Origin of the sequence: Flavobacterium mesophilum (assembly GCF_039581405.1) — a bacterium.
Classification (GTDB): Bacteria; Bacteroidota; Bacteroidia; order Flavobacteriales; family Flavobacteriaceae; genus Flavobacterium.
This window is the reverse complement of record NZ_JBCPXZ010000002.1, coordinates 543,170-567,349: the sequence shown is the minus strand read 5'-3', so window position 1 is coordinate 567,349 and position 24,180 is coordinate 543,170. Positions and strand designations below refer to the sequence as shown.

Below are 24,180 nucleotides of genomic sequence, written 5' to 3'. Positions count from 1 at the left end.
TCAAAGATAAAGAATAAACCAAAAACGAAATGTTAAAGAGCTGGTGCTGAGAAGCAGTTTTATGATTTCTATAACGCTGATTTAACGTTTATAAATGTTTTTTTAGCATTTTGAGGCCTAATTTGCAACCGAAAATTGCGAATCATACAGGTTTTTGTAATAACCATCGGTTTTGTTAAGCAATTCTTGATGCGTTCCTTGCTCTACAATAAGGCCTTTATCCATTACTACAATTTTATCGGCATTTACAATTGTTGCCAATCGATGGGCAATGATAATTGAGGTTCTTCCTTTAGTAATCGTTTCAGTTGCACGTTGAATCAATTCTTCAGAATACGTATCAATAGACGAAGTCGCTTCATCCAAAATCAAAATACTCGGATTACTCACATACGAACGCAAAAAGGCGATTAATTGACGTTGTCCAGATGAAAGCATTACACCGCGCTCTTTTACATCAAAATCATAATTATCGGGCAAGCTCATTATGAAATCGTGAACGCCAATTTTTTTTGCAGCTTCTAATACCTTTTCACGAGTAATTTCTGGATTGTGTAAAGTAATGTTGTTGTAAATCGTATCGGCAAACAAAAATACATCTTGTAAAACTACCGCAATTTGTTTTCGTAAAGAAGCTAATGTGTAGTTTTCAATATTATGTCCGTCGATATAAATAGTTCCGCTATTAATTTCGTAGAAACGATTCAGTAAATTGATAATAGTCGATTTTCCTGCTCCAGTCGAACCTACAATCGCAATTGTTTGTCCCGAATCAACAGATAAATCAATTCCTTTAATAACTTCTTCTTCGGGAATATAACTAAAGCGTACCTCTTTAAATTCAATACTGCCACTAAAAACAGGAGCTTCAATTGTACCAGTGTCCTGAATATGATCTTGAGTGTCAATAATATCAAAAACACGATTGGCGGCAATCATTCCTAATTGCATCTCATTGAATTTATCAGCAATCTGACGAAGCGGGTTAAACAGCATTCCGATGAACATCGTATAAGAGAATAAGTCTCCGAAAGTAGTAAAGTGATCGCCATTCAAAATTTTGAATCCGCCAAAAACAACTACAACTCCTAAAGTTATTGAGGAAATAATATCAGCAATTGGGAAAAATATCGAGTTGTATAAAATGGTTTTAATCCAAGCAACTCTGTGTTTGTCGTTGATTTCTCTGAATTTTTCAGCCTCAATTTTTTCTCGGTTAAAAAGCTGTACAATCTTCATTCCGGTCACACGCTCTTGAACAAAAGAGTTCATATTGGCAATCTGCGTGCGCACTTCTTCAAAAGCAACTTGCATTTTACGCTGAAAAATTCGGGTGACATAAACCAGAATTGGCATTGCCACAACAACAATCCAAGTAAGTTTCCAATTCATATAAAACATGAAAAGCAAAACCACCAGCATTTTCATCAAATCACTAATAATCATAAAAAGACCTTGACTGAAAATACGTGCAATCGATTCAATATCAGAAACAGATCTGGTAACCAATTGCCCAACCGGAACCAAATCAAAATATTTCATTCTGAAACTCAAAATATGCTTGAAAAGTTTGGTTCGGATATCTTTTACAATATCCTGTCCAAGCCAGTTAGCCCAGTAAACAAAATAGAATTGTGAAAAAACTTCCATTAAAAGTACAAGTCCCATCAAGATAATGTACATCAGCAAACCATGTTTATCATGTGTTTTGATATAACCATCGACAGTTTGTTTTAATAAATAGGGGCGAAGCGCCGCAAAAATAGACAGCGAAATAGCAAAAACAATAACGCCGTAATAGCGCCATTTATAAGGTTTAGTATATTTTAAAATTCGTTTGAATAAGCCGGTATCAAATGCTTTTGCTTTCATTTATTTTTAGTTGCTTAGCTGTAAGCTTTAGGCTATAAGCTATTAACAATAGGGAGTAGGAACAAGTGTAAAGCTTATTGCCTATAGCCTAAAGCTATAAATATTCGTAATTAATTTTTGTCAAATAAAGACCATGTGCTGGAACTGAAAATCCTGCTTTTTCTCTGCTTTTGCTGGCAATAATGTTTTCAAAATCAGTCAGCGTAATTTTATGAAGACCAATATTGATTAATGTGCCCACAATCGCCCGAACCATATTTCGCAAAAATCGGTTTGCTGAGATAGTAAAAATCAGTTTGTTATTTTCATTTTTCCAATAAGCCTCAAAAACCGTGCAATCAAAAGTGTTTACATCCGTATTAACTTTTGAGAAACACTGAAAATCGGTATGCTTCAGTAAAATTTGCGCAGCTTCATTCATCAAAGCTACATCTAATTTTTGACTTACATACCAGCTCAGTTCCTGCAAAAATGGATTTTTAACAGTATTGATGTGATATTCATAAGTGCGTTTAGTGGCATCAAATCGGCAATGTGCATCATCATGTACCAATATAATATCGAAAACAGCAATATCTTTTGGTAAAAATGAATTTAGTTTATGCACTAAAACGGGAACATCTAATGGATTTTCTACATCAAAATGGCCATACATTTCCGTAGCATGAACACCAGTGTCCGTGCGTCCGGCTCCCATAACATTTATAGGTGTATTTAATAAAACCGAAATCGCTTTGTTTAAAGTTTCCTGAACAGAAGGTGCGTTTGGCTGAAATTGCCATCCATTATAAGGTGTTCCGTTGTATGCAAATTGAATAAAATATCTCACTGTAGAGGTTCAAAGGTTCAGAGTGACAAAGGTACAAAGGTTTTTTCTTTTTAGGAACAAAGTAACAAAGATGCAAAGGCTCAAAGTTTTTCGTTTGATTTGCTTAGTAGAGACGCACTGAAGTAGATTAGAAATTTTTTCTCAATAAAAAATACGTTTAATCAAAAATCAAAAAAACAAAATCTATGTCCCTTTGTTACTCTGAGCCTTTGAACCTGCCCTAGGAACTGTTAAAACACAAAATGCAAACCACAGTTGACACAGCAAAAAATCGTGTCAGAAAATTGAAATTCCAACGATGGAAAACAAATATTTTTTTAACATTTTTTGGTAGGAAACTGCAAAAGTTAATTTTTAAAATTTTTCATTTTAACAGGAAATATTTCTCTTAAGTTTGTGACACTAAATATCAAAAACTATGAATGAAATTACTTCTTATTGGTGGATAATTTTAATTTTATTTGCCTTTCTATTTTACAAATTTATTTTACGTGTTTTCTTCGGAATGGTGATTGTTCCTGAGGATAAAATTGGTTTAGTGACCAAAAAATTCGTTTTATTTGGTGCTGATAGGTCGCTTCCAGATGGTAGAATTATTGCTACTAAAGGAGAAGCAGGTTATCAAGCACAAACGCTTGCTCCAGGTTTGTATTGGGGAATGTGGATCTGGCAATATTCAATCGATATGACCGGATTTACTATTATTCCAGAAGGGAAAATTGGATTGGTTTTAAGTAAGGATGGAAAGGAAATTCCAACCGGACGTATTTTGGCAAGAAGAGTGGAAAGCGATAATTTTCAGGACGCGACTTCCTTCTTGAATAATGGAGGGCAAAAAGGTCGTCAGACTGCTTTTATTACAACAGGATCGTATCGTATCAACACGTTTTTGTTTGAAATTGTAGTTGCTGACCAAATCAAGATTTACGAAAACATGATTGGTATTGTTACTGCACTCGATGGAGAGCCAATTCCGCAAGGGCAAATTGCAGGAAAGTTTGTAAATGACCACAATAATTTTCAGGATTTTGACAAGTTTTTAGAACAAGGAGGAAACCGTGGTTTACAACCTCAAGTGATGTTAGCGGGGTCTTACTATATTAATACTTGGGGAGTTCAAATTGAGCAAAACCCGATGACAGATGTGCCAATTGGTTATGTAGGTGTTGTGATTTCATATATTGGAGAGGATGGTCAAGACGTCACGGGAGACACTTTCAAACATGGAAATATTGTTTCAAAAGGACAACGAGGCGTTTGGATGGAGCCTTTTGGACCAGGAAAATATGCTTTGAATAAATACACAACTAAACTGGAAGCTGTTCCAACAACAAACTTGGTTTTGAACTGGGCAAATGCAAGAAGTGAATCACACGATTTGGATAAAAATCTTTCTACAATTACAGTTCGTTCAAAAGATGGTTTCCCATTTAATCTAGACGTGGCGCAAATCATTCACGTTCCGGCTGCCGAAGCGCCGAAAGTAATTGCTCGTTTTGGAAGTATGAACAACTTGGTTTCTCAGGTTTTAGAGCCAACAATTGGTAACTATTTCAGAAACTCGGCCCAAGATAGTGATGTGATTTCTTTCTTGACAACGAGAAAGGAACGTCAAGAATCAGCTAAAAATCACATTAAGTTAGTTCTTGATGAGTATAACGTAAATGCGGTTGATACTTTGATTGGAGATATTGTTCCGCCAGATTCTTTGATGAAAACTTTGACTGACAGAAAATTAGCCGAAGAAGAGCAAAAAACATATCAAACACAAAGAATGGCGCAAGAACAGCGTCAAGGTATGGAAAAAGAAACGGCAATTGCTGATATGCAGAAAGAAATTGTTCGCGCTTCACAAAGTGTTGAAATCGCACAAAGAACTGCCGATGCAACGGTTAAAAAAGCAGAAGGGGATGCTACAAGTTTGAAGCTGAATGTAAATGCAGAAGCAGAAGCAACAAAAATGCGTGCTAGTGCAGAAGCAGAAGCGACAAAAGCACGAGCAGGAGCACAGGCAGAAGCAACAAGATTAAATGCTAGTGCCGAAGCGGAAAAAATCTCAAAAACTGGTTTGGCTGAAGCGGAGAAAATTATGGCAATTGGTAAATCAACTGCCGAAGCATATCAACTTCAGGTAAGTGCAATGGGTGGAGACAACTTTACTCGTTATAAAGTTACAGAAGAAATTGGTAAAGGAAACATCAAAGTAATTCCGGATGTATTGATTACAGGAAACGGTGGTTCTGACGGTTCTATCAGTGGTTTGTTAGGTTTAAAGCTAATGGAAATGATGGATACCAAAGAATTGAAAGACGTTAAAAATCCTAAAAAACAATAATTTTTTTTGAGAAAGACCTAACAGGTTTTTAAAACCTGTTAGGTCTAAATAGCAGTATATTTAAAATCCGATTTTGCGAAAGCAAATCGGATTTTTACTTTAAATTTTTCAATAGAAAAAAAAACTTTGTCACTTTGTTACTTTGAACCTTTGTCTCTAAAAAGAAAATCCTTTGTACCTTAGCGCCTCAGAACCTTTGCCCCTTTAAAAAAAATGACCAAAATCCTTCTCCTTTCAGACACTCACAGCCATATTGATGATACGATTTTGAAATATGTAGCGCAAGCTGATGAAGTTTGGCATGCCGGAGATATTGGTGATTTGAGTGTAACTGACACCATCAAAAAGATAAAACCTTTAAGGGCTGTTTACGGAAATATTGACGACGCAAAAGCAAGATTGGAATTTCCATTAAATAACCGATTTATGTGTGAGAATGTTTCAGTTTGGATTACACACATTGGCGGTTATCCCGGAAAATATAATCCGAATATTAGAGAAGAAATGACTCTGAATCCACCTAAATTGTTTATCTGCGGACATTCACATATCTTGAAAGTGATGTTCGATAAAAAGAATAATTTATTGCACATGAATCCGGGGGCCGCAGGAAAAAGTGGTTTTCATCAAATGCGTACGATGCTTCGGTTTGTCATTGATGATGATAAAATAAAAGATTTGGAAATCATTGAAATTGGGAAAAAGTAATGCTTTTAATGCGGCAACGGAATTTTTATTTTAATTGTGGTGCCTTGATGTACTTTAGAAACGATATCAAAATCTCCTTTGAATTTTTTAACACGAGCTCTTATTCGGTTTAAGCCAAAACCTTCAGATTCATTTGTTTTTTTTGCATTAAAGCCTATTCCGTCATCCTGTATTTTGATTTTGAAATTATTGTGAGCTTCACTTAAAAATATTTCGGCTTTAGTGGCATTGCTGTGTTTTATAATGTTGCTGAAGAGTTCTGAAACAATAAAATAGATTTTCATTTCGAATTTCTCCGTATATCTTTTGTTGGTTGAAATTTTGCTTGAAAATGCAAAATCAATTGTACTGTTCGAATTTCGTTCGCATAAATCTTCCAATGCATAGATTAAGCCAAATCGAACCAAAAGACTCGGAACAAGTTCATGTGATATATCGCGCAAAAGATCGTGTGCTTCGGTTAAAATAGCTTTTGCTTTCTTGATTTCTTCAGATTGTATGTTGTTTTGAGCGGTAAATGTATTTAAGTGTAATCCAGCGGAAGACAGTAAGGAATTTACATTGTCATGCAGGAATGAAGCAATTTTTTTTCGTTCAATTTCTTGGCTGTCAATTCCTGAATTAATAACATTCAGCAAGATTTTTTGCTTGATATCTTTTCGTTTTATTTTTTGCTTCAATTTGTTGTTCTGATAAAAAAAATAAAACAGGAAAAATACGATTACGATCAAGACAATAGACAGGCTAACAACCTTTTTGTTTCTTAACTGATCAAATTTATGTAGCTCGGCAGTATTTGTTTTTGGTTCTTGAAATTGAGAAATGTTTTCTTTTTGAATTTCATGTTGCTGGCAATAAAGAGGATTTCCATTAAAAAAATGAAAAACAAAAAGCAAGATTACTATTTTTAAAAGACGCATCATAAAATAGATTTAAACCGATTTTTAATTCAAGAAGTTACGGATTGATCAAATTGTTTTTTAAAGCATACTTAACAAGGCCTATCGTATTTTTTATCTGTAGTTTTTTCATGATATTTTTGCGATGTGTTTCAACCGTATTGGTGCTGATGAAAAGTTTTTCGCTAATTTCTTTACCGCTGTATTCCAGTGATATCAAAGTGATTATTTCGATTTCTCGTGGACTTAAAATCGGATTTTCAACATGAGCATTTTTATTTAATTTCGGAATGTTTTGGGTAAAACTGTTGAATATTTTTTCTCGCACAGCATCGCTAAAATATTCCTGCCCTTGATAGACTGCATGAATGGCTTCGATAATATTTTCGCCTGCGCATTTTTTTGTCAAATACCCTTTTGCATTGAGCTTCATGACTTCCTTAATGATTTTTAAATCATCATAACTAGAAAGAATGATGATTTTGCATTGGCTTTTTTGCTCGTGAAATTCTTGTAGAACTTTGATGCCATCTTTTTCTGGCATGCTAATGTCCAGGATCAAAATATCAGCATTATTTTGAATCACCTCGTGGTAAACGGTGTTGCCATTTAAAGAATTGCCTACAACTTCGAAATTTTCGACAGTATGCAATAAATTGGTTAAACCATCAATAAGTACTTGATGATCATCGGCAAGATGAATCCTTATTTTGGGTCTCATGATTATTTGAATTTGAAAATGCAAATTTATCCTGAAGATTACCTTTAGAATAGACTCATTAAGCCTGATTTATAATAATATAAGACATAAAAAAAACCCGAATAAAAATTCGGGTTCTTCTTCGCACAAAAAATTAAGTTTATAGGTTTATCTCAAACGATCTACAGATTTTACAAGATCTTCGTCCTTTTTGATGGCCTTATTAGCTAAAACTAATAACACGATAGCAACAATTGGAAGAAACATCCCAATACCTTTCTCAGGGGCAGCTGTAGCATTCCCTCCAGATAAATTTAGTGATCGATATACAAATAATCCTAATAAAATTAAATTTAATATTATGTTCAGTCTGTTCATCACAAACTGATTTTGTCTCTTTTTGAATGATATAATGCTGATAATAGTCAACATTGTGCTTAATCCTAATAATACAGTGTAAACCTGATCCTGCATAAAGTAAAAAGGTTTGCCGTTTATTGACCAAAGCGGTATAAAAAACATTAAAACCCCTGTAATAACAAAGGTTAAAATTAAATATACGGTTTGAATTCGTTGTAACATAACTTGAAATTGTTTTACAAAAATATATTTTCTTTTTCTAAAATACTATTGTATGATTAAAATTTATTCGTATTATTGCATCAAAATACCGTAAGCACTTCATACTGCGGTCAATTGAAAAAATTTGTCTACCTACTTTTTACAGTATTTCCTTTAAAATAATTAAATTCATAGAACATTCATGTTTGATATTTCTGCATTAAAAGAAATGAAGCTTTCTGAGCTTCAAGAAATAGCTAAGTTGGCTAAAACTATAAAGTTTAATGGTGTTAAAAAAGAGACTTTAATCACTCAGATTTTAGCACACCAAGAAGCGACTACAGCGCCGCCAGCACCTCCTGTGGCTGAAAAAGAAATTGCAGATGAAAAACCAAAAAGAGCGAGGATAGCTCCTGCAAAAAAGACTGCAGCTCCTAAAAACGCTCCTGTTTTAGAATTTGATAAAGAAGAGGAAACTCCAGAGAAAAAGGAAATTCCTGTAGCTGCAAAACCAAAAATTCAGGCTAATGCAAAAAATCAAACTGCGGCTAAAGTTCAGGAAAGTAATGAGGAAAAACCTGTTGCAGATAAAAAAGAACCTAAAATTGTAAAATTTAATAAGTCTGCATACGAGAAAAAAGTAGCGCTGCAAAAGGAAAAAGAAGCAGTCAAAAATGCTGAAAAAGAGGTGGTTGCCGAAGAAAGTGCTGAAACTCCTGTTGTTGCAGAAAAAACAGAAGCTACGCCTCAAGCAAAAAAGGTAAATCCGAATCAAAATAAAAATCAAAACCCTAACCAAAATCCGAATCAGAATCCAAACCAAAATGGGAATGGTAACGGAAATGGGAATAACGGAAATCAAAATCCAAATCATAAAAATAAAAAGAATAATAATTTCAGAGATTCTGACTTTGAATTTGACGGAATTATTGAAAGTGAAGGTGTTCTTGAAATGATGCCAGATGGTTACGGTTTCTTGCGTTCATCAGATTATAATTATTTAGCTTCTCCAGATGATATTTATTTATCAACTTCACAGATCAGATTATTTGGTTTGAAAACTGGAGATACAGTAAAAGGAGTGGTTCGTCCTCCTAAAGAAGGCGAAAAGTTTTTCCCTTTAGTTCGTGTACTTAAAATTAATGGTCACGATCCTCAAGTTGTTCGTGATAGAGTTTCTTTTGAACATTTGACACCAGTTTTCCCTTCAGAAAAATTTAAATTAGCCGAAAAAGGCAGTTCTATATCAACTCGTATTATCGATTTGTTTTCTCCAATAGGAAAAGGACAACGTGGAATGATCGTTGCACAGCCTAAAACGGGTAAAACAATGCTTTTGAAAGATATTGCAAATGCAATCGCTGCAAATCATCCAGAAGTTTATTTGATCGTTTTGTTGATCGATGAACGTCCTGAAGAGGTTACTGATATGCAAAGAAGTGTTCGTGGAGAAGTTATCGCTTCAACTTTTGACAGAGAACCACAAGAACACGTGAAAATTGCGAATATCGTTCTTGAAAAATCAAAACGTTTAGTAGAGTGTGGTCACGATGTAGTAATTCTTTTGGATTCGATTACACGTTTAGCGCGTGCGTACAATACAGTTCAACCAGCATCTGGAAAAGTATTAAGTGGAGGTGTTGATGCTAATGCATTGCAAAAACCAAAACGTTTCTTTGGAGCAGCTAGAAATGTTGAAAACGGAGGTTCGTTAAGTATCATCGCAACTGCATTGACTGAAACGGGTTCTAAAATGGATGAAGTAATCTTCGAAGAGTTTAAAGGAACTGGTAACATGGAATTACAATTAGATCGTAAGATAGCCAATAAACGTATTTTCCCTGCAATCGATCTTACATCATCAAGTACACGTCGTGATGATTTGTTATTGGACGAAAAAACATTACAAAGAATGTGGATTATGCGTAAATATCTATCCGATATGAACCCGGTAGAATCTATGGACTTCGTAAACGACCGCTTCAAGAAAACCAGAAACAACGAAGAGTTTTTGATTTCGATGAATGACTAAAGGAAAAAGATACTAAGGGACTAAGATGCTAAGATTCTAAGTTTTCTCTTAGGAGTGAATATAAAAAAGGGATGAGTTTTACTCATCCCTTTTTTATGAATTATATTTAAGTTTAGTATGTAAACTTAGCATCTTAGTAGCTTAGCAACTTAGAACCTTATTTCTTATCAACTACAGGTCTATTTTCTCTATTTGCTAAATCCCAAGCTACAACAAAAGCTAATTGTGCTCTTTTTGCTAAAGCATCATACTCAATTTTTTCTGGAGTATCGTCTTTTCCATGGTAATCTGCGTGAACTCCGTTGAAGAAGAAAACAGATGGAATACCATGTTTTGCAAAGTTGTAATGGTCAGAACGCTCGTAAAAATGATTAGGATCTTTAGGATCGTTGAATTTGAAATCTAAGTTCATTTTCACGTATTTGTCATTTTGAGCTACAACCGTATTGTGCAATTCGCTTGATAATCTGTCCGCTCCAATTACATAAACATAATTATTTGTATTGGTATGCTCAACATCACGACGTCCAATCATATCAATATTGATGTCTGTAATTGTGTTGGCAATTGGGAATAATGGATTTTCAGAATAGAAACGAGATCCGTGTAAACCGTGTTCTTCTCCAGTTACGTGAAGGAATAAGATAGAACGTTTTGGTCCGTGTCCTTCTTTTTTAGCTTTTGCGAAAGCTTTTGCGATTTCCATAACGGCAACAGTTCCAGAACCATCATCATCAGCTCCATTGTATACTTCTCCGTCTTTAATACCTACGTGGTCATAGTGAGCTGAAATAACCAAAACTTCATTTGGTTTTTCTGATCCCTCAATGTAAGCCCAAATGTTTTCTGAATCTGGCAAGTTTTCATTGCGTCTTGCATTTAAAAACGATGCCGGAATATGCTGATAGTAATCAGTTGCTCCTTTTGGGAACGAAATTTTATTTTTTTTGTATTGCTCGATCATGTAAAGTCCCGCTTTCTTTTGTCCTTTCGAACCAGTTTCGCGACCTTCCATTTCATCAGAGGCAACAACATAAAGCATTTTTTTTAAGTCTTTTGCTGTGATCGAATTCATGTATTTTGTTGGGTCTGAGTTGTCTTTTGAAGCAACAGACTGCGCATTTTTACATGAAAACGCCGAAGCAATTAATAACAGAATTACAATTTTTTTCATTTTTTGTTAGTGTAAATTTATGAATATGTAAAGAACATAGAATGTCAGTAAAAATAGAATAAAAAACGAATTTATAATAAAGAGGAAAACACTTTTAACAAATGAGACAAAGCGACTTTCCCCGTAAAATCGGTGATGCGCAGGATAAAAATAGTAGCACATCCAAATAATCCCAACAAAGTTGATGAGATTAACTATTACTGTAATTGGGCCGTTTCCTTCAAATATGCCGCCTATTTTGTTGATTATAAATAGAATGAGAAATATTAAGAGTAAAAAAGAAAAATAATGAAGTGTGAAAATTCCGTGATCAAAATAATACCATCTTTTTTTGCTGTGGAAGATCCATAGAAAAAAGGCAAAAAATGGCATTATAATAAAAAGTATTTTCGGAATATTATGAATGAAAGACTCAATGAATTTTTCTATAATTTCTTTTTTGGTGTTTTTTTCAGTCACATGTACTGCTTTTTCATAGATCCAATAAGAGAAATCAGATAATTTTTCGTCTTCTTTTCCATATTTCTGGATCGAGTCGATTTCCCGCATCGATTTTAACTCAAAATGGCTTTTGCTGTCAAAAGTCTGGACTACTTTTTTGTCTTTTTTGTCCTTTTTAGAGGTTTGCGAAACAAATTGATTTTCACTTTTATTTATTTCTTCACTCACCTTATTTGGAAACATTGCAATCAATAAAAAGGTAATAAAGCTTATAAAAATATAAAGACGTACCGGAGCAAGATAAGAAAGCCTTTTTCCAGAAAGATATTCCTTAGTTAAAGTAGATGGCTTTACAAGCAAGTTTTTGATTGTTTTCCAAAATGCATTTTCATAATGCGTTAAATCTTCAAAAAAATGAACAAATAAATGATGGAAAGTTTTGCGCGTATCGCTGTTTTCCTGTCCGCAGTTTGGACAAAACTTTTGCTCGACTACATGCCTGCAGTTCAAACAGGTTTTGTCTTCTCTAATTTTGTTGTGTGACATTGGTTTATTTAGTTGATTTGGTGTTTTTTGGTTTGTTTTGGGCTTATTTTTTCAGCACTTCATTCAAGAAAAGAAGCAAATGATCAAAAGATCTTTTTGCGGCTACAGCATTATAAGCGGCGCCTTTTGAATTGTCATTTCCTGCTTCTGGATTTGTAAATGAGTGAACAGAATTTGCATAATAAATCATTTGCCAATCGGCTTTTGAATCACGCATTTCTTGTTGAAAAGCAAGAACTTCATCTTTAGAAACGTAAGGGTCATCAGCACCATGGCAAACCAAAACTTTAGTTGTAATAGGTTCTATTTTTCTCGAAGCATCTTTTCCTAAACCTCCATGAAACGAAACAACTCCTTTTACATTTAAATGTCCACGTGCAGCTTCAAGAACTCCAGTCCCACCAAAGCAATAGCCGATAACGACAATATTGTCTGCATTTGCACCAGATTTAATTAATTCCTGTAAGGCAAGATTGATTCTTTTTTGATAAGCTTCATAGTTAGTTTTGTAGAAACCAGCTTGCTTTCCAGCTTCTGAAGTGTTTTTAGGATAATTGCCTTCGCCATAAATATCAGCGATAAAAACATGGTAGCCTAATTTCGATAAATCTTCTGCATATTTTTTAGAAGCGGTGTCGATTCCAAGCCATGCTGGAAGCAATAAGATGCCAGGATTATTACTGCTTTTTTTAGCAGCTTTTATAGATAAGCCATTTAATGCCTGATTTCCGTCGGAATATTTTACGGATTTTAATTGTGCGCTTATAGTGTTAGAAAACAGTATGGTAGCAAAGATAAAGAGAAGTGGATTTTTCATTTGTTTTACAATTTTAAACAAATATCAGAAATATTCTCTTATAAAAAAACCTCGAAAGAAAGTTCTTCCAAGGTTTTTGAAAAGTGATTTTTAACCGAAATTATTCTCCCGGATGATAGGTTTTTTCGGCATTTTTAATGACATCGTCCTTGTAAAACAAAACATCTTTAAATTTTCCTTTTTGGTACATTTCGGCTTGATCGGTGAAATGTTTTGAATTTGCGTCGCCACTATTTCCGCCCGCAAGCAATGATTTTGCTTTTATTTTTGGACCAAATTCAACTGCACAGATAAAACTGTTTCCATTGTAGCCGTAACGTTTTTTAGATCCATTTTGATAACTGCTTTTGAAGGAAGGCAAACTTCCCCACGAACCAGGGCCGTAACCAATTGGTAAACTTGGTTTGTTGTCGTCATATTTTAAATCAATATCACCGCTAGAACGCTGAAAACGATTAATTTCACCCCAAGCTACTTGCCACGTACCAAATTTTGTTTCCAATTCCTTTAATACAGTCTGCAACTGTGGAATCATCTGCTCGACTGTAGCGTTTTCTGCAAAATTCTTCGTGTTTTCAACTTGATCTTTTTCGCCTTCATCAACATAAGCTTTTAAAATAATTGGGTTTAATTTATAAGCCCATTCTACTGCTAATGTAGTTGCAACCGAATTTTCTTTGGCATAATAATCCCAATTTTTCAGCATTGCAATCGGTTCTTTTAGAGATGCATATTCTGGTGATTCGGGTTTTATATTCTTTTCAAAAACATCCACTAAACTCGGAATCAGGATTTCAAAAATGGATAATTTAGAATCGTATCCATCAGCAATTACTTTATCTAAAGTGTAATTGCTTCCTTTGCTGAAAATGCGAACAGCATTAACGCCTCTGAAATTTTCTCCATCGGGAGCCATGTACGGGATATAGTCTGCTTTTTTAGGACTGTTTTCTCCAGCAACAGAAAATGGAGTAGAGTTGCAATTTTGAAGCCAGCCGTTTGCCGGATTGTAAACATGAACAGTTTCATCTACATCATGAAGACCTTTCCATTGTGTTGCCGAAGTTGAGCCGTCAACAACTTTTGCCCAGTTTAATTTTTTATCTCGAATCGGGATAAAATTACCATGCCAATAAGCAATATTACCTTTACTATCTGCATAAACTGTATTGTTTGAGGTATTTGCCTTCAAATCCATTGCTTTTTTGTAATCGTCAAAACTCTTTGATTTTGTTCGTACCCAGCTTTGAATCAAACTGGTCATCGATCTGTTATTCGATTTCAAGCTGATCCATTTTCCGTCACGCTTCGCCATAATCGGGCCGTTGTTGGTAAAATAGGTTTTGAATTTTTTCGGAATCAATTTTCCGTTTTCAGTATAATTGATGGTGATTTCTTTTTCAATTACAGGCAAAAGTTTATTGTCAAATTCGTAAAACAATTTGCCTTTTTTATCGACAATTTTTTCGGCATACATATCAGCAACGTCTACATTTGATGACGTATGCATCCAGCCACAATTTTCATTGAAGCCTTGATAAATAAAGAATTGCCCCCAAGTTACAGCGCCGTAAACATTCAAACCTTCTTCGCTCGCAATTTGAACTTCAGGTCTGAAGTAAAAAGTGGTATGCGGATTTATATATAAAATAGCATTTCCGTCAGAAGTTTTAGATGGCGCAAATGCAAATCCGTTTGAACCGGTTTGAACGTATTTTTCTCTTTCGACATAAGCCACTTTATCATTATTTCCAGAATAAAAAGCTTTCAATTCGGCTGTAGAAAGATCAGCGGTACTAATGGCACCAATACTTCCGTCTGTCCAAAGCAATGGAAACCAAGGTTCAAAATGTGTCAACAAAGCCGGTTTTACTTCTGGATGTTTGTACAAATAGAAGTTGATAGCATCAGCATAACTATTTAAAAGTTTTTTTAGCCATTCTGGTGCTTTTTTGTAATCGGCTTTGGCTTCATTTGTGTCAATCAAAAGTTTAATTTCCAAATCATTATATAAAACCGATTGTCCTTTTATTTCAGAAAGACGCCCTAGTTTTTCGATATAATTCATTTCGATTCTTTTAAAATCATCTTCGCATTGTGCATACAATAATCCAAAAACAGCATCTGCATCCGTTTTTCCATAAACGTGTGGGATGCCCCAATTATCTCGAATTATAGTCACTTGTTTGGCTAGTTTCTCTAATCGGGCAACTTCTTTTGTATTGATTTTTTGTGCCGAAATTTGAAAACTCAAACAAATGAAAAAGAATGATTTCAGTATTTTAGAATAATTGTGCATGCTTATTTTATTTTAAATTTTTGTCCCGCAGTATAAATGCTCATTTGCAGGTTTTCGATAGATACAAGATTGTTTTTTTTGGATTTTTGAATTCCTTTTGGATTGCGAACAACAATGACTTCGCTTTCTCCCGCAACTTCAACTTCATTATTTCGAACAATAATTGCTGTGGCTTCATCAATGCCGATTCCCGTTAAATCTGGAAATTCAACTAAAGCAGAAATTAATCTGTTGTACCTGTTTCTTTTTAAAAAATGTTGATCAATAACAGCTGTTTTTAATAATCCCAGACCTTCAGCAGTTTCAAGATTATTGTAGCGAATATTGTCAAAAGTTCCCGAATACTCTTTTTCTAATTTCTGATTTCCAGTAATCATTTTTTCAGACATGACCGCCGCTCCAGCACTGGTTCCAGAAATCGTACTTCCGTTTTCATATGCTTTTTGAATTGCTGTTTTGATAGGCGTATTGTGAACCACAGACATGAAACGACTTTGGTCGCCTCCGCTTATGAAAATCAATTTTGCTTTTTGAACAGAATCAGTCAGTTTTTTGTTTTGAGCTGTTTCCTTGTTGAAATTCAACATTACAATTGGATTTTGCGTCAATTTTACCATTTGTGTTTTGAAGAAAATAAACGAACTATCCGGTTCTTCGCTCGACATTGGCAAAACTACGATATAATCTTTTTTCCCTAATTCGGCTACAGCCAAAACTTGCTTCATCAAATCATCAGAACGATCACCTCCACCAATTATGAATAATTTTCCCTTTGAATTTTGAGCTTGAAGCAAACAAGTTGTCATCAGCAATAAAGTCAATGCAAATTTTTGAAACGGTAATTTAGAAAGAAACTGGTTTTTCATAATTGATTTGAATTAGTTATTCTGATTTTCTAAAAATTTTAAAAGTGAATTATTGACAATAAAAAGCACGTCTTTTACTTTGTCGAAATCTACTTTTGATGCTTTGTCGTTTGGTGAGTGATAATCGTCGTGAAAACCGCTGAAAAAAGTCATAATTGGAATTCCCTTTGCGGTAAAAGAAGCATAATCGCTCCCGGAATGGCCATTGGTTTCCCATAAATCCAAAGCAAACGGATTTTGAAGTTTAGCATTGATTTCGCTCGCCATTTTCCGCAGGTTTTCATTTTCTTTTTCAGTTCCGATGCTCAAAACTCGATGTGCTTTATCTTCCGGTGCACTTCGAGAAATCATGTCCATATTGATGGACAAAAGTATTTTTTGTTTTGAGAAGTCAAAATTCTGAACAAAATATTCGCTTCCTAAAAGCCCCATTTCTTCGGCTGTCCACGAAGCAAAAATCATATTATAAGGCGGTTTTGTTTTAGATTCCGACCATTTTTTTGCCAAAGCCAGCATTCCTGAAGCCCCCGAAGCATTGTCATCAGCACCATTATAAATTGAATCTTTAATGATTCCTAAATGATCATAATGCGCTCCAATAATGACCATTTTTGTGGTGTCTTTTCCCTGAATCATTCCCAAAACATTTCGAACAGGAAAAGTTTCAGTTTGCAATTCGATAGAAAAATTGATTTTAGTATTTTTTAGAAGGGTAGAAGTAGGCTGTAATTTTGCAGCTTTTTTTTCGAATGTTTCCAATGAAATTTTACTTTCCGCGAAAAGTTTTTCAGCAGACGATTTGCTTATTTTGAAAATTGGAATTGACAAATTTGAAACTGTTTCCAAAGAATGAAAAACTTCATCTTCTTTTGACTTTTGCTTGAAATTTTCTTTAGAATCTATGATAATTAATGCAATTGCACCTTTGTTTATGGCAGTTTGCAGTTTGTTTTCTTCTAAATTATTTTCTTCTGGAAATTGTTTTTTGAATTTCTGATATACAATTGAAGTTGTGTCTTTATGACTCGGAAAACCTTTTAAAACTACGACAATTTTATTTTTGACATCTTGATTTTTATAATCGTCATAATTCTCGTTTGGAACACTTAATCCGTAGCCCGCAAAAATAACTTGTGCTTCTTCTTGAAGAGATTTTGTAATTGGCGTTACTCGAAAATCAGTTTCTGGTGAAAGTGAAATTGATTCTTTTCCTTTTTTTATTTGAAATATTGCTTTTTTGACGGTATGTTCTTGAATTTTAAAATCTTGAAAATAATCTGAATTTGAATTATAAGGTTTCAGTTGATATAAACTCATCATTGATGCGATATATTCTGAAGCCATAAAACCGCCTTTTTGTGTTGCGCCACGCCCTTCCATCCAATCGGAAGCAAGAAAAGATAGTGTTCCGGCAAAATCACTTTTTGACGGATTCGGAACTGCATTCTGCGAAAACAGCAACGATCTACAAAACGACAAAGCAAGGAGAAGCAGTATTTGCAAACGCATTTTTACTTATAGATTTTAGAGTGAGATGTTTCTCTTGAAAGCACAGCCCAATTCAATAATTGAATCGGTTTTTGAAATACCGGGAATGTTGTCGATTTTTTCGTAAAGGATTTTTCGCATATGCTCGTGGTTCTTTGCTACAATTTTGATGTAGAGTGTAAAAGAACCGGTGACATAATAACATTCGGTAATTTCAGGAATCTTTTTCATTTCTTCGATGATTCGATCAGAATCAGAATCCTTGTTTAAAGTTATTCCGGTGAAAGAAGCCCAGTCGAAGCCGATATTTTTTTCTTGTATAATAGGTTTTATGCCCCCAATGACACCTTGCTCGATCATTCGGTTTACACGCTGATGCACCATCGTATTTGAAATTTTCAAATTGGTTGCAATGGCAGAAAAAGCCATTCTTCCGTCTTTTTCCAATTCTTTTAATATGTTGATGTCGAATTCGTCTAAAATATCCATTCCTTAAAATTGGGTTTAAATCTTTTTTTGATTTATAAAAGTAACCATTTTTTTGAATAAGTGAGCAAATTAGACTTTTTTGAGCGTGTTTTAATTTGATTTTAAAATAAGTTCAGAAAATTAATTTTGACTTGTTTGGTTTCTTTTTAGAGTTAAATTACGTTTTTATGCCTCGTATTTGATAATTTTTAATATTTTTGTATTTGAAAAATAACATATTATGGTACATACAGAAAATACACTTTCATCAAAATCTGAAGTTTTGATAGAAAAAGAGAATAAATACGGAGCTCATAATTATCATCCGCTTCCTGTGGTTTTAGAAAGAGGAGAAGGTGTATATGTATGGGATGTTGATGGAAAAAAATATTTTGACTTTTTATCGGCTTATTCTGCGGTAAACCAAGGACATTGTCACCCAAAAATTGTAAAAGCAATGATTGATCAGGCGCAAAAACTGACGCTTACTTCGCGTGCTTTTTATAATGATAAACTAGGAAATTACGAAGAATATGTAACTAATTATTTTGGTTTTGATAAAGTACTGCCAATGAATACTGGTGCAGAGGCTGTAGAAACCGCACTTAAAATATGCAGAAAATGGGCTTATGAAGTAAAAGGAATTCCTGAAAATCAAGCGCAAGTAATTGTGTGCGAAAACAATTTTCATGGAAGAACGACTACGATTATTTCATTTTCGAATGATGAAACGGCTCGTAAAAACTTCGGACCTTTTACAGACGGATTTATAAAAATTGAATACGATAATCTTGAAGCTCTTGAAAAAGCTTTAGAATCATCAAAAAATATTGCTGGTTTTTTAGTAGAGCCAATTCAAGGTGAGGCTGGAGTGTATGTTCCGTCAGAAGGCTATTTGGCGAAAGCAAAAGCGTTGTGCGAAAAACATAATGTTTTGTTTATTGCGGATGAAGTTCAAACCGGAATTGCGCGTACAGGAAAACTTTTAGCAGTTCACCACGAAAATGTACAACCAGATGTTTTGATTTTAGGAAAAGCAATTTCTGGAGGTGTTTATCCGGTTTCAGCAGTTTTGACGAACAACGAAATCATGAATGTTATCAAGCCTGGACAACACGGATCTACTTTTGGAGGGAATCCTGTTGCGGCAGCGGTTGCAATTGCAGCGCTTGAAGTTGTTAAAGAAGAAAAACTAGCTGAAAATGCAGAATATCTTGGCGCAATTTTGAGAAAAGGATTAAACGAAATTGCAGAAAGAAATGATTTGATTAAGTTGGTTCGCGGTAAAGGACTTTTGAATGCGATTGTAATTAATAGTGATGAAGAGTCTGATTTAGCTTGGGAAATCTGCTTGAAATTCAGAGATAACGGATTGTTGGCAAAACCAACTCATGGAAATAAAATTAGATTTGCGCCACCATTGGTAATGACTGAAGCTCAAATTCAGGAATGTCTTGAGATTATTGAGAAATCTTTGAAGGAGTTTAGATAAAAAGATTCTGAGATACTAAGATGCTAAGGTTCTGAGTTTTTTACTTTGAATTTATAAAATAAAAAAAACCATTCGCTTAAACGAATGGTTTTTTTGTTTTATAAGGTTTAGGACTAGCTTCCGTAACCTGGATTTTGAGTGATTTTTTTGTTGGCATCCATTTCTTTTAGTGGGATAGGGAAGACCAATCTGTTTGCATCATACGAAATCATTTCAGAACCGTCGCCATCAGCACTGATGTCGATTGATTGTTTTGTTCTGCGGATGTCGTGAATTAAAAATCCTTCCATTCCTAATTCTAATTGACGCTCTAATAAAATGTCATCGACAGTTACTGTTAGCAATTCGTCAGCGTTTGCTCTTGTACGAATAAGGTTGATGTCGTTTAATGGAGTATCTCCAGTAGCAGTTCCTAAACGCAAATTCGCTTCAGCTCTAATCAAATACATTTCGGCTAAACGAATCATTGGCACATCACCAAATTGATCTGTAAATTTAGAAGTCAAAAGTCTACCGTTGTCTTCATTTATATAATTAAAAACAGCTCTATCATCAGGATCACTGAATTTTTCCAAATAAGCATCTCTAATGGTGAAATCTCCACCACGGCCTCCATTTCCTTCAGAAGCATAAAAAGTCACCAGATCATTCAATCCTGTTTGTTTTGTAATTTGAATCGCAAAAACATCTTCTGATTTGTCTGCATCGTGGTTGAAAGCATCAGCGTATTTTAGAGATAATGTATGGCCGCTGTTTTCAATTACGTCGTTCGCCGCATCTCTTGCTGCTGCATAATTTCCTTGTTGCAGATAAACTCTTGCTAATAATGCTTTTGCAGAATATTTGTCGGCATAAAAACTATTTTCAGCAGGAAGGTTTGTATACGCTAAATTTAATCCATCGATGATTACTTTGTACACTTCATCAACCGTGCTTCTTTCTTTTGAAAGATCAACACTAAAATCATAAATAGCATTTGGTCTAATTACAACTCCTAATTGTGTATTTGGCTGTCCGCTTACATAAGGTTTTGCAAAAAAACGAACTAAATCAAAATACGCTAATGATTTTAAAAAGTTAGCTTCTCCAATCATAATAGCTTGTTTGTCTGGATCTTTTACTTTGTCGATGTTTTCAATAACCGTATTTGATGCATTGATAATCGAATAAAGTCTTGAATATGTTCCTTCAATAATTACGTTGTTAGCTTGCATTGTTTTAAGATACATTTGACGAAGTTCGGCATAACTTCCACGCCATCTTAAGTCGGTAGTAGCTAATGAACCTGTTACGCCAAGTAAATCAGCATAAAGCAAAACTCGTCCGCCATATGCATTTCCATTTGCTGCAAGCGCATAAGTTCCTGTTAATACATTGGTAACGCCGCCCTCGGTACTTAATGTAACCGATGCATCTTCAGCCTGCTTAGGATCTAAGTTTAGTTGGTCTTCACAGCTCGTAAAAAAGACTGCGAAAATTATAAGTAAGATTAATTTATTTGCTTTCATTTTGATCATTTTTAAAAATTAATATTTACTCCAATTGCCATAGTTTTTGCAGGTGGCGCTGAGTAAAAATCTTCCCCAATTCCTGAGTCATCTCTTCTTGCTTCTGGATCTGTTCCTTCATAACCTGTAAAAGTAAGCAAGTTTACAGCTGTAAAATAAATTCTTAAACTGCTCATTCCTGCTTTTTGTACTGTTTCTTTAGGTAATGAATACCCTAATGTAACATTACGTAAACGGATAAAATCTGCTTTGTCTAAGTAACGAGTAGATTCCTGTGTTCCATTTGAACCTCCAAATCGTGCTTGAGGCACATTTGTAATATCACCTGGATTTTGCCAACGATTTAACTGATCTGCTGTTTGGTTGTCAAAATAATCAGCAGCTGTAGATTGATATTGTCCAGCTGAATTATAGATACTTGCTCCCCATTCTCCTTGAAATGTGAAGTTAAAATCGAAATTTTTATAATTCATCGTATTCGTCAATCCCGACATTAAAGTAGGGAAAGGATTTCCAGCTACAATTCTTTTTGCTTCACTGTAATCGTTAGTTGTGCTTTTGTCAAGACTCCCATCTGCATTTACTGTGTTTTTCACAAATAGAGCGTCTCCGTTTGTTGGATCAACACCAGCATATTCTACTAGATAAAAAGATGAAATGTTTTCTCCAACACGATTGATGTTATAATCTGAAATAACATCAGTATTGTTGTTTGGCAACGATTTTACTTTTGACTCGTTTGTTGTTAGATTGAAACTAGTAGTCCATTTGAATTTTTCTGTTTCAATATTTTTTGTGTTCAAAGTAAATTCGAATCCGCTGCTTTTTATTTCTCCAATATTTGTATTGATCGATGTAGCACCAGAACTCAAAGCCAAAGGTTTTGCAAAAAGAAGACCATCTGTACGTTTGTCGTAGTAATCGACTTCTAAATTAATTTTGTTTAGGAATCCAACCTCAACACCAACATCTGTTTGAGAAGATTTTTCCCAAGTCAAATTATCATTTCCAGCTTGGCTGAAAGTCAATCCAGATTTTAAGTTGTATGAATTAGGGCTATATAATTGTCGTGACGCAAAATTACCAACTTCAGCATTTCCAACCTGACCCCAGCTTGCTTTTAATTTTAAATAACTTACAACAGTATTATCTTTTAAGAATTCCTCTTGTGACATCACCCATCCTGCTGAAAACGCTGGAAAAACAGCATAACGCTCATTTTTTCCAAAACGAGATGATCCATCACGACGGATACTTGCCTTGAAAAGATATTTGTTTTTGAAGCTATAATTGAAACGACCAAATTGCGAAACAAAGGCATAATCAGTTTCGCTTCCATGTCCTTCATTAACTTCAGCTCCACCATTAACAGTATGAAAACTGTCATTTGGAAAATAAATACTGTTTACATCTTGGTATCTTCTGTTGTATTTATTGAATTCCATACCCGCAACCGCATTTATAGTATGGTTTTCACCAAAGGTATGATCGTATGTAAAATAATTACTGAAAATATAGCTTTCTGTATTAACAGAGGTTGCAAAAACCGCTCCGTCAGTTGCCATGAAAGGAGCATTTTTACCTTGCCAGTAATCTTCGGTTTGAGTCAATAAGTCATAAGCAAAATCGGAGTTGAATTTCAAGCCTTTTGCAAGTTTTAATTCACCAAATATTTTTCCTGTAACTCTTCTCATAATAGTTTTCCAAGAAGTATTGTCTTTTGCTAATAAATAGTTTACATACTCCGTATTTGGATTTGGAGTGCCGTCTTCTAATCTTGCTTGCGAAATTGGAGCTTGAGCCACCGCTTGCATTGGAGTAGAGAATGAATTGTCATCTTGAACTCTGTGAATAAGAGATCTAGAAAAACCAATGTTCATTCCAGCTGTGAAAAAATCTGAAACTTTATGAGAAACATTTGATCTCGCTGTTACTCTTTCTAAGCTATTGCTGTCAACAATACCTGTAGTATTATTATAAGCTCCTGAAAAGAAATATTTTGTTCTGTCATCACCTCCAGAAACAGAAAAATCTGCATCAGTAGTATAACCAGTTCTTAAAGCAATATCTTGCCAGTTTGTATCAATTTCTCCGTTTCTCCAATCAGTTCCTTGAGATAAATATTCTAATTCATCTTCTACAGATTCTAAATCATCTACATTTCGTCCAGCTTCCTGCAACAATTCTACATATTGTTTTGCATTTAGGAATTTTTTGGTGTGAGTAGCTTCACTAATACCTTGAGAGAAGTTTAAAGAGAAATTTCCTTTGCCTTCTTTTCCTTTTTTAGTGGTAATGATTACAACTCCGTTAGCTCCACGAGCTCCATAAATTGCAGAAGAAGAGGCATCTTTTAAAACATCAATCGATTCGATTTCATTTGGACTTAATGTCAACAATGGATTGGTTGGAGCTCCATTGCTAGACTCGTCATCAGTGATAAGTGGAATACCATCTAAAACATATAAAGGTTGTGTGCTCGCACTAATACTAGCAGCTCCACGAACTCTAATATTCATTCCTCCTTCAACTTTACCATTCGTTTGTGTAATCTGTACTCCGGCTAATTTACCTACCAAAGCATTCTGCACGTTTGCAACAGGCACTTGCTGAATATCTTTTGCAGTTACACGAGCAATATTATCAGTTAAATTCTTTTTTGATTGTGTACCGTAACCAACAACAAGAACAGCTTCCAACTCATTTTGAGTTTCCACCATTTTAATTGTCATAGCATTTGAAGCTTTTACTTCAACAGTAGCGAAACTAACATAACTAGCTACTAAAACATCACCTGCATTCGCTTGAATTTTAAAATTTCCATCAAAATCAGTTTGAGTACTAACACTTGTTCCTTTTAGTACAATATTCACTCCCGGAATTGGAACACCTTTATTGTCCGTCACCGTACCAGAAATTGACCCTCCTTGAGCCACAGCTATTTGCACGCTTAACACGAGCATCAGCCACAAAAAATGCTTTAAATTAATTTTCATTTTTTATTGTGTTTAAATTAGTTCTTTCAAATATCTTAAATTAATGTTAAGCAAAAGCCTATTTTTAACATTAAATATAACATTATTGGTTATTTTTGTATTATTTGTAACAATTAAGCTTTTAAAAACCTGATTTTGTAAAAAAGGAT

The 24,180-nt window shown here is 34.5% G+C and carries 18 protein-coding genes; 4 read left to right on the top strand and 14 right to left on the bottom strand.

Translation table 11 applies throughout. The annotated features are described in order from the left end of the window. Positions 1–117 precede the first annotated feature (117 nt). Together AAYQ19_RS06900 and truA are read right to left on the bottom strand one after the other, a co-directional pair. Positions 118–1,872, bottom strand: coding sequence for an ABC transporter ATP-binding protein (locus tag AAYQ19_RS06900; RefSeq protein WP_343535302.1), 1,755 nt, complete (start codon positions 1,870–1,872; stop codon positions 118–120). Between the two features lie 94 nt (positions 1,873–1,966). Then, positions 1,967–2,701, bottom strand: a complete 735-nt coding sequence (gene truA, locus AAYQ19_RS06895) for a tRNA pseudouridine(38-40) synthase TruA (protein WP_343535299.1) — start codon at positions 2,699–2,701, stop codon at positions 1,967–1,969. Between the two features lie 418 nt (positions 2,702–3,119). Between truA and AAYQ19_RS06890 the strand changes: the two genes are divergently transcribed. Both AAYQ19_RS06890 and AAYQ19_RS06885 read left to right on the top strand, forming a co-directional pair. Further along, a complete protein-coding gene (locus AAYQ19_RS06890) occupies positions 3,120–5,036 on the top strand; it encodes an SPFH domain-containing protein (RefSeq protein ID WP_343535297.1) in 1,917 nt (638 codons plus the stop codon). A 213-nt stretch (positions 5,037–5,249) separates the two neighbouring features. Beyond that, positions 5,250–5,744 (top strand): metallophosphoesterase family protein, encoded by a 495-nt coding sequence (locus AAYQ19_RS06885; protein WP_343535295.1) that lies wholly within the window; start codon positions 5,250–5,252, stop codon positions 5,742–5,744. A 5-nt stretch (positions 5,745–5,749) separates the two neighbouring features. On the opposite strand, the gene AAYQ19_RS06880 is transcribed toward AAYQ19_RS06885, so the two are convergent. The 3 genes from AAYQ19_RS06880 to AAYQ19_RS06870 form a co-directional block, all read right to left on the bottom strand. Beyond that, positions 5,750–6,424: a sensor histidine kinase gene (locus tag AAYQ19_RS06880; RefSeq protein WP_343535293.1), complete on the bottom strand. Its 675-nt coding sequence runs from the start codon at positions 6,422–6,424 to the stop codon at positions 5,750–5,752. A gap of 277 nt (positions 6,425–6,701) precedes the next feature. Further along, positions 6,702–7,364 carry a response regulator gene (locus AAYQ19_RS06875; protein ID WP_343535291.1) on the bottom strand — a complete coding sequence of 221 codons (663 nt, stop codon included), beginning with the start codon at positions 7,362–7,364 and terminating at the stop codon, positions 6,702–6,704. A gap of 147 nt (positions 7,365–7,511) precedes the next feature. After that, positions 7,512–7,925, bottom strand: coding sequence for a DUF4293 domain-containing protein (locus AAYQ19_RS06870; protein WP_343535289.1), 414 nt, complete (start codon positions 7,923–7,925; stop codon positions 7,512–7,514). Between the two features lie 181 nt (positions 7,926–8,106). On the opposite strand from AAYQ19_RS06870, the gene rho reads away from it, so the two are divergent. Continuing rightward, positions 8,107–9,936 (top strand): transcription termination factor Rho, encoded by a 1,830-nt coding sequence (gene rho, locus AAYQ19_RS06865; RefSeq protein WP_343535287.1) that lies wholly within the window; start codon positions 8,107–8,109, stop codon positions 9,934–9,936. 157 nt (positions 9,937–10,093) lie between these two features. Here rho and AAYQ19_RS06860 read toward each other — a convergent pair whose 3' ends face one another. The 7 genes from AAYQ19_RS06860 to AAYQ19_RS06830 all read right to left on the bottom strand — a co-directional run bounded on the left by AAYQ19_RS06860 (position 10,094) and on the right by AAYQ19_RS06830 (position 18,056). After that, the gene (locus AAYQ19_RS06860) at positions 10,094–11,110 is read right to left on the bottom strand and encodes a M28 family peptidase (RefSeq protein WP_343535285.1); all 1,017 of its coding nucleotides are present in this window, start codon (positions 11,108–11,110) and stop codon (positions 10,094–10,096) included. A gap of 6 nt (positions 11,111–11,116) precedes the next feature. Next, positions 11,117–12,097, bottom strand: a complete 981-nt coding sequence (locus AAYQ19_RS06855) for a DUF3667 domain-containing protein (protein WP_343535283.1) — start codon at positions 12,095–12,097, stop codon at positions 11,117–11,119. 43 nt (positions 12,098–12,140) lie between these two features. Next, positions 12,141–12,914: a dienelactone hydrolase family protein gene (locus AAYQ19_RS06850; protein ID WP_343535281.1), complete on the bottom strand. Its 774-nt coding sequence runs from the start codon at positions 12,912–12,914 to the stop codon at positions 12,141–12,143. A gap of 100 nt (positions 12,915–13,014) precedes the next feature. Next, positions 13,015–15,213: a penicillin acylase family protein gene (locus AAYQ19_RS06845; RefSeq protein WP_343535279.1), complete on the bottom strand. Its 2,199-nt coding sequence runs from the start codon at positions 15,211–15,213 to the stop codon at positions 13,015–13,017. 2 nt (positions 15,214–15,215) lie between these two features. After that, positions 15,216–16,079 (bottom strand): cyanophycinase, encoded by an 864-nt coding sequence (locus tag AAYQ19_RS06840; protein WP_343535277.1) that lies wholly within the window; start codon positions 16,077–16,079, stop codon positions 15,216–15,218. A gap of 12 nt (positions 16,080–16,091) precedes the next feature. Further along, positions 16,092–17,588 (bottom strand): M20/M25/M40 family metallo-hydrolase, encoded by a 1,497-nt coding sequence (locus AAYQ19_RS06835; RefSeq protein ID WP_343535275.1) that lies wholly within the window; start codon positions 17,586–17,588, stop codon positions 16,092–16,094. 15 nt (positions 17,589–17,603) lie between these two features. Continuing rightward, positions 17,604–18,056, bottom strand: a complete 453-nt coding sequence (locus AAYQ19_RS06830; RefSeq protein ID WP_343535273.1) for an Lrp/AsnC family transcriptional regulator — start codon at positions 18,054–18,056, stop codon at positions 17,604–17,606. Positions 18,057–18,276: 220 nt separating this feature from the next. Here AAYQ19_RS06830 and rocD point away from each other — a divergent pair, with 220 nt between their 5' ends. Next, the gene (gene rocD, locus AAYQ19_RS06825) at positions 18,277–19,527 is read left to right on the top strand and encodes an ornithine--oxo-acid transaminase (protein WP_343535271.1); all 1,251 of its coding nucleotides are present in this window, start codon (positions 18,277–18,279) and stop codon (positions 19,525–19,527) included. 113 nt (positions 19,528–19,640) lie between these two features. On the opposite strand, the gene AAYQ19_RS06820 is transcribed toward rocD, so the two are convergent. Then, positions 19,641–21,035, bottom strand: coding sequence for a RagB/SusD family nutrient uptake outer membrane protein (locus tag AAYQ19_RS06820; RefSeq protein WP_343535269.1), 1,395 nt, complete (start codon positions 21,033–21,035; stop codon positions 19,641–19,643). An 11-nt stretch (positions 21,036–21,046) separates the two neighbouring features. Next, the gene (locus AAYQ19_RS06815; protein WP_343535267.1) at positions 21,047–24,031 is read right to left on the bottom strand and encodes a SusC/RagA family TonB-linked outer membrane protein; all 2,985 of its coding nucleotides are present in this window, start codon (positions 24,029–24,031) and stop codon (positions 21,047–21,049) included. Between the last annotated feature and the right edge of the window lie 149 nt (positions 24,032–24,180).

What these genes read in the sequence shown, in the direction of transcription:
- AAYQ19_RS06860 (WP_343535285.1), bottom strand. Translation starts at nt 11,110, where the DNA reads ATGAAAAAAATTGTAATTCTGTTATTAATTGCTTCGGCGTTTTCATGT.
- AAYQ19_RS06875 (WP_343535291.1), bottom strand. Translation starts at nt 7,364, where the DNA reads ATGAGACCCAAAATAAGGATTCATCTTGCCGATGATCATCAAGTACTT.
- AAYQ19_RS06870 (WP_343535289.1), bottom strand. Translation starts at nt 7,925, where the DNA reads ATGTTACAACGAATTCAAACCGTATATTTAATTTTAACCTTTGTTATT.
- AAYQ19_RS06885 (WP_343535295.1), top strand. Translation starts at nt 5,250, where the DNA reads ATGACCAAAATCCTTCTCCTTTCAGACACTCACAGCCATATTGATGAT.
- AAYQ19_RS06850 (WP_343535281.1), bottom strand. Translation starts at nt 12,914, where the DNA reads ATGAAAAATCCACTTCTCTTTATCTTTGCTACCATACTGTTTTCTAAC.
- AAYQ19_RS06900 (WP_343535302.1), bottom strand. Translation starts at nt 1,872, where the DNA reads ATGAAAGCAAAAGCATTTGATACCGGCTTATTCAAACGAATTTTAAAA.
- AAYQ19_RS06855 (WP_343535283.1), bottom strand. Translation starts at nt 12,097, where the DNA reads ATGTCACACAACAAAATTAGAGAAGACAAAACCTGTTTGAACTGCAGG.
- rocD (WP_343535271.1), top strand. Translation starts at nt 18,277, where the DNA reads ATGGTACATACAGAAAATACACTTTCATCAAAATCTGAAGTTTTGATA.
- AAYQ19_RS06845 (WP_343535279.1), bottom strand. Translation starts at nt 15,213, where the DNA reads ATGCACAATTATTCTAAAATACTGAAATCATTCTTTTTCATTTGTTTG.
- AAYQ19_RS06835 (WP_343535275.1), bottom strand. Translation starts at nt 17,588, where the DNA reads ATGCGTTTGCAAATACTGCTTCTCCTTGCTTTGTCGTTTTGTAGATCG.
- rho (WP_343535287.1), top strand. Translation starts at nt 8,107, where the DNA reads ATGTTTGATATTTCTGCATTAAAAGAAATGAAGCTTTCTGAGCTTCAA.
- AAYQ19_RS06840 (WP_343535277.1), bottom strand. Translation starts at nt 16,079, where the DNA reads ATGAAAAACCAGTTTCTTTCTAAATTACCGTTTCAAAAATTTGCATTG.
- AAYQ19_RS06890 (WP_343535297.1), top strand. Translation starts at nt 3,120, where the DNA reads ATGAATGAAATTACTTCTTATTGGTGGATAATTTTAATTTTATTTGCC.
- AAYQ19_RS06815 (WP_343535267.1), bottom strand. Translation starts at nt 24,031, where the DNA reads ATGAAAATTAATTTAAAGCATTTTTTGTGGCTGATGCTCGTGTTAAGC.
- AAYQ19_RS06830 (WP_343535273.1), bottom strand. Translation starts at nt 18,056, where the DNA reads ATGGATATTTTAGACGAATTCGACATCAACATATTAAAAGAATTGGAA.
- AAYQ19_RS06820 (WP_343535269.1), bottom strand. Translation starts at nt 21,035, where the DNA reads ATGAAAGCAAATAAATTAATCTTACTTATAATTTTCGCAGTCTTTTTT.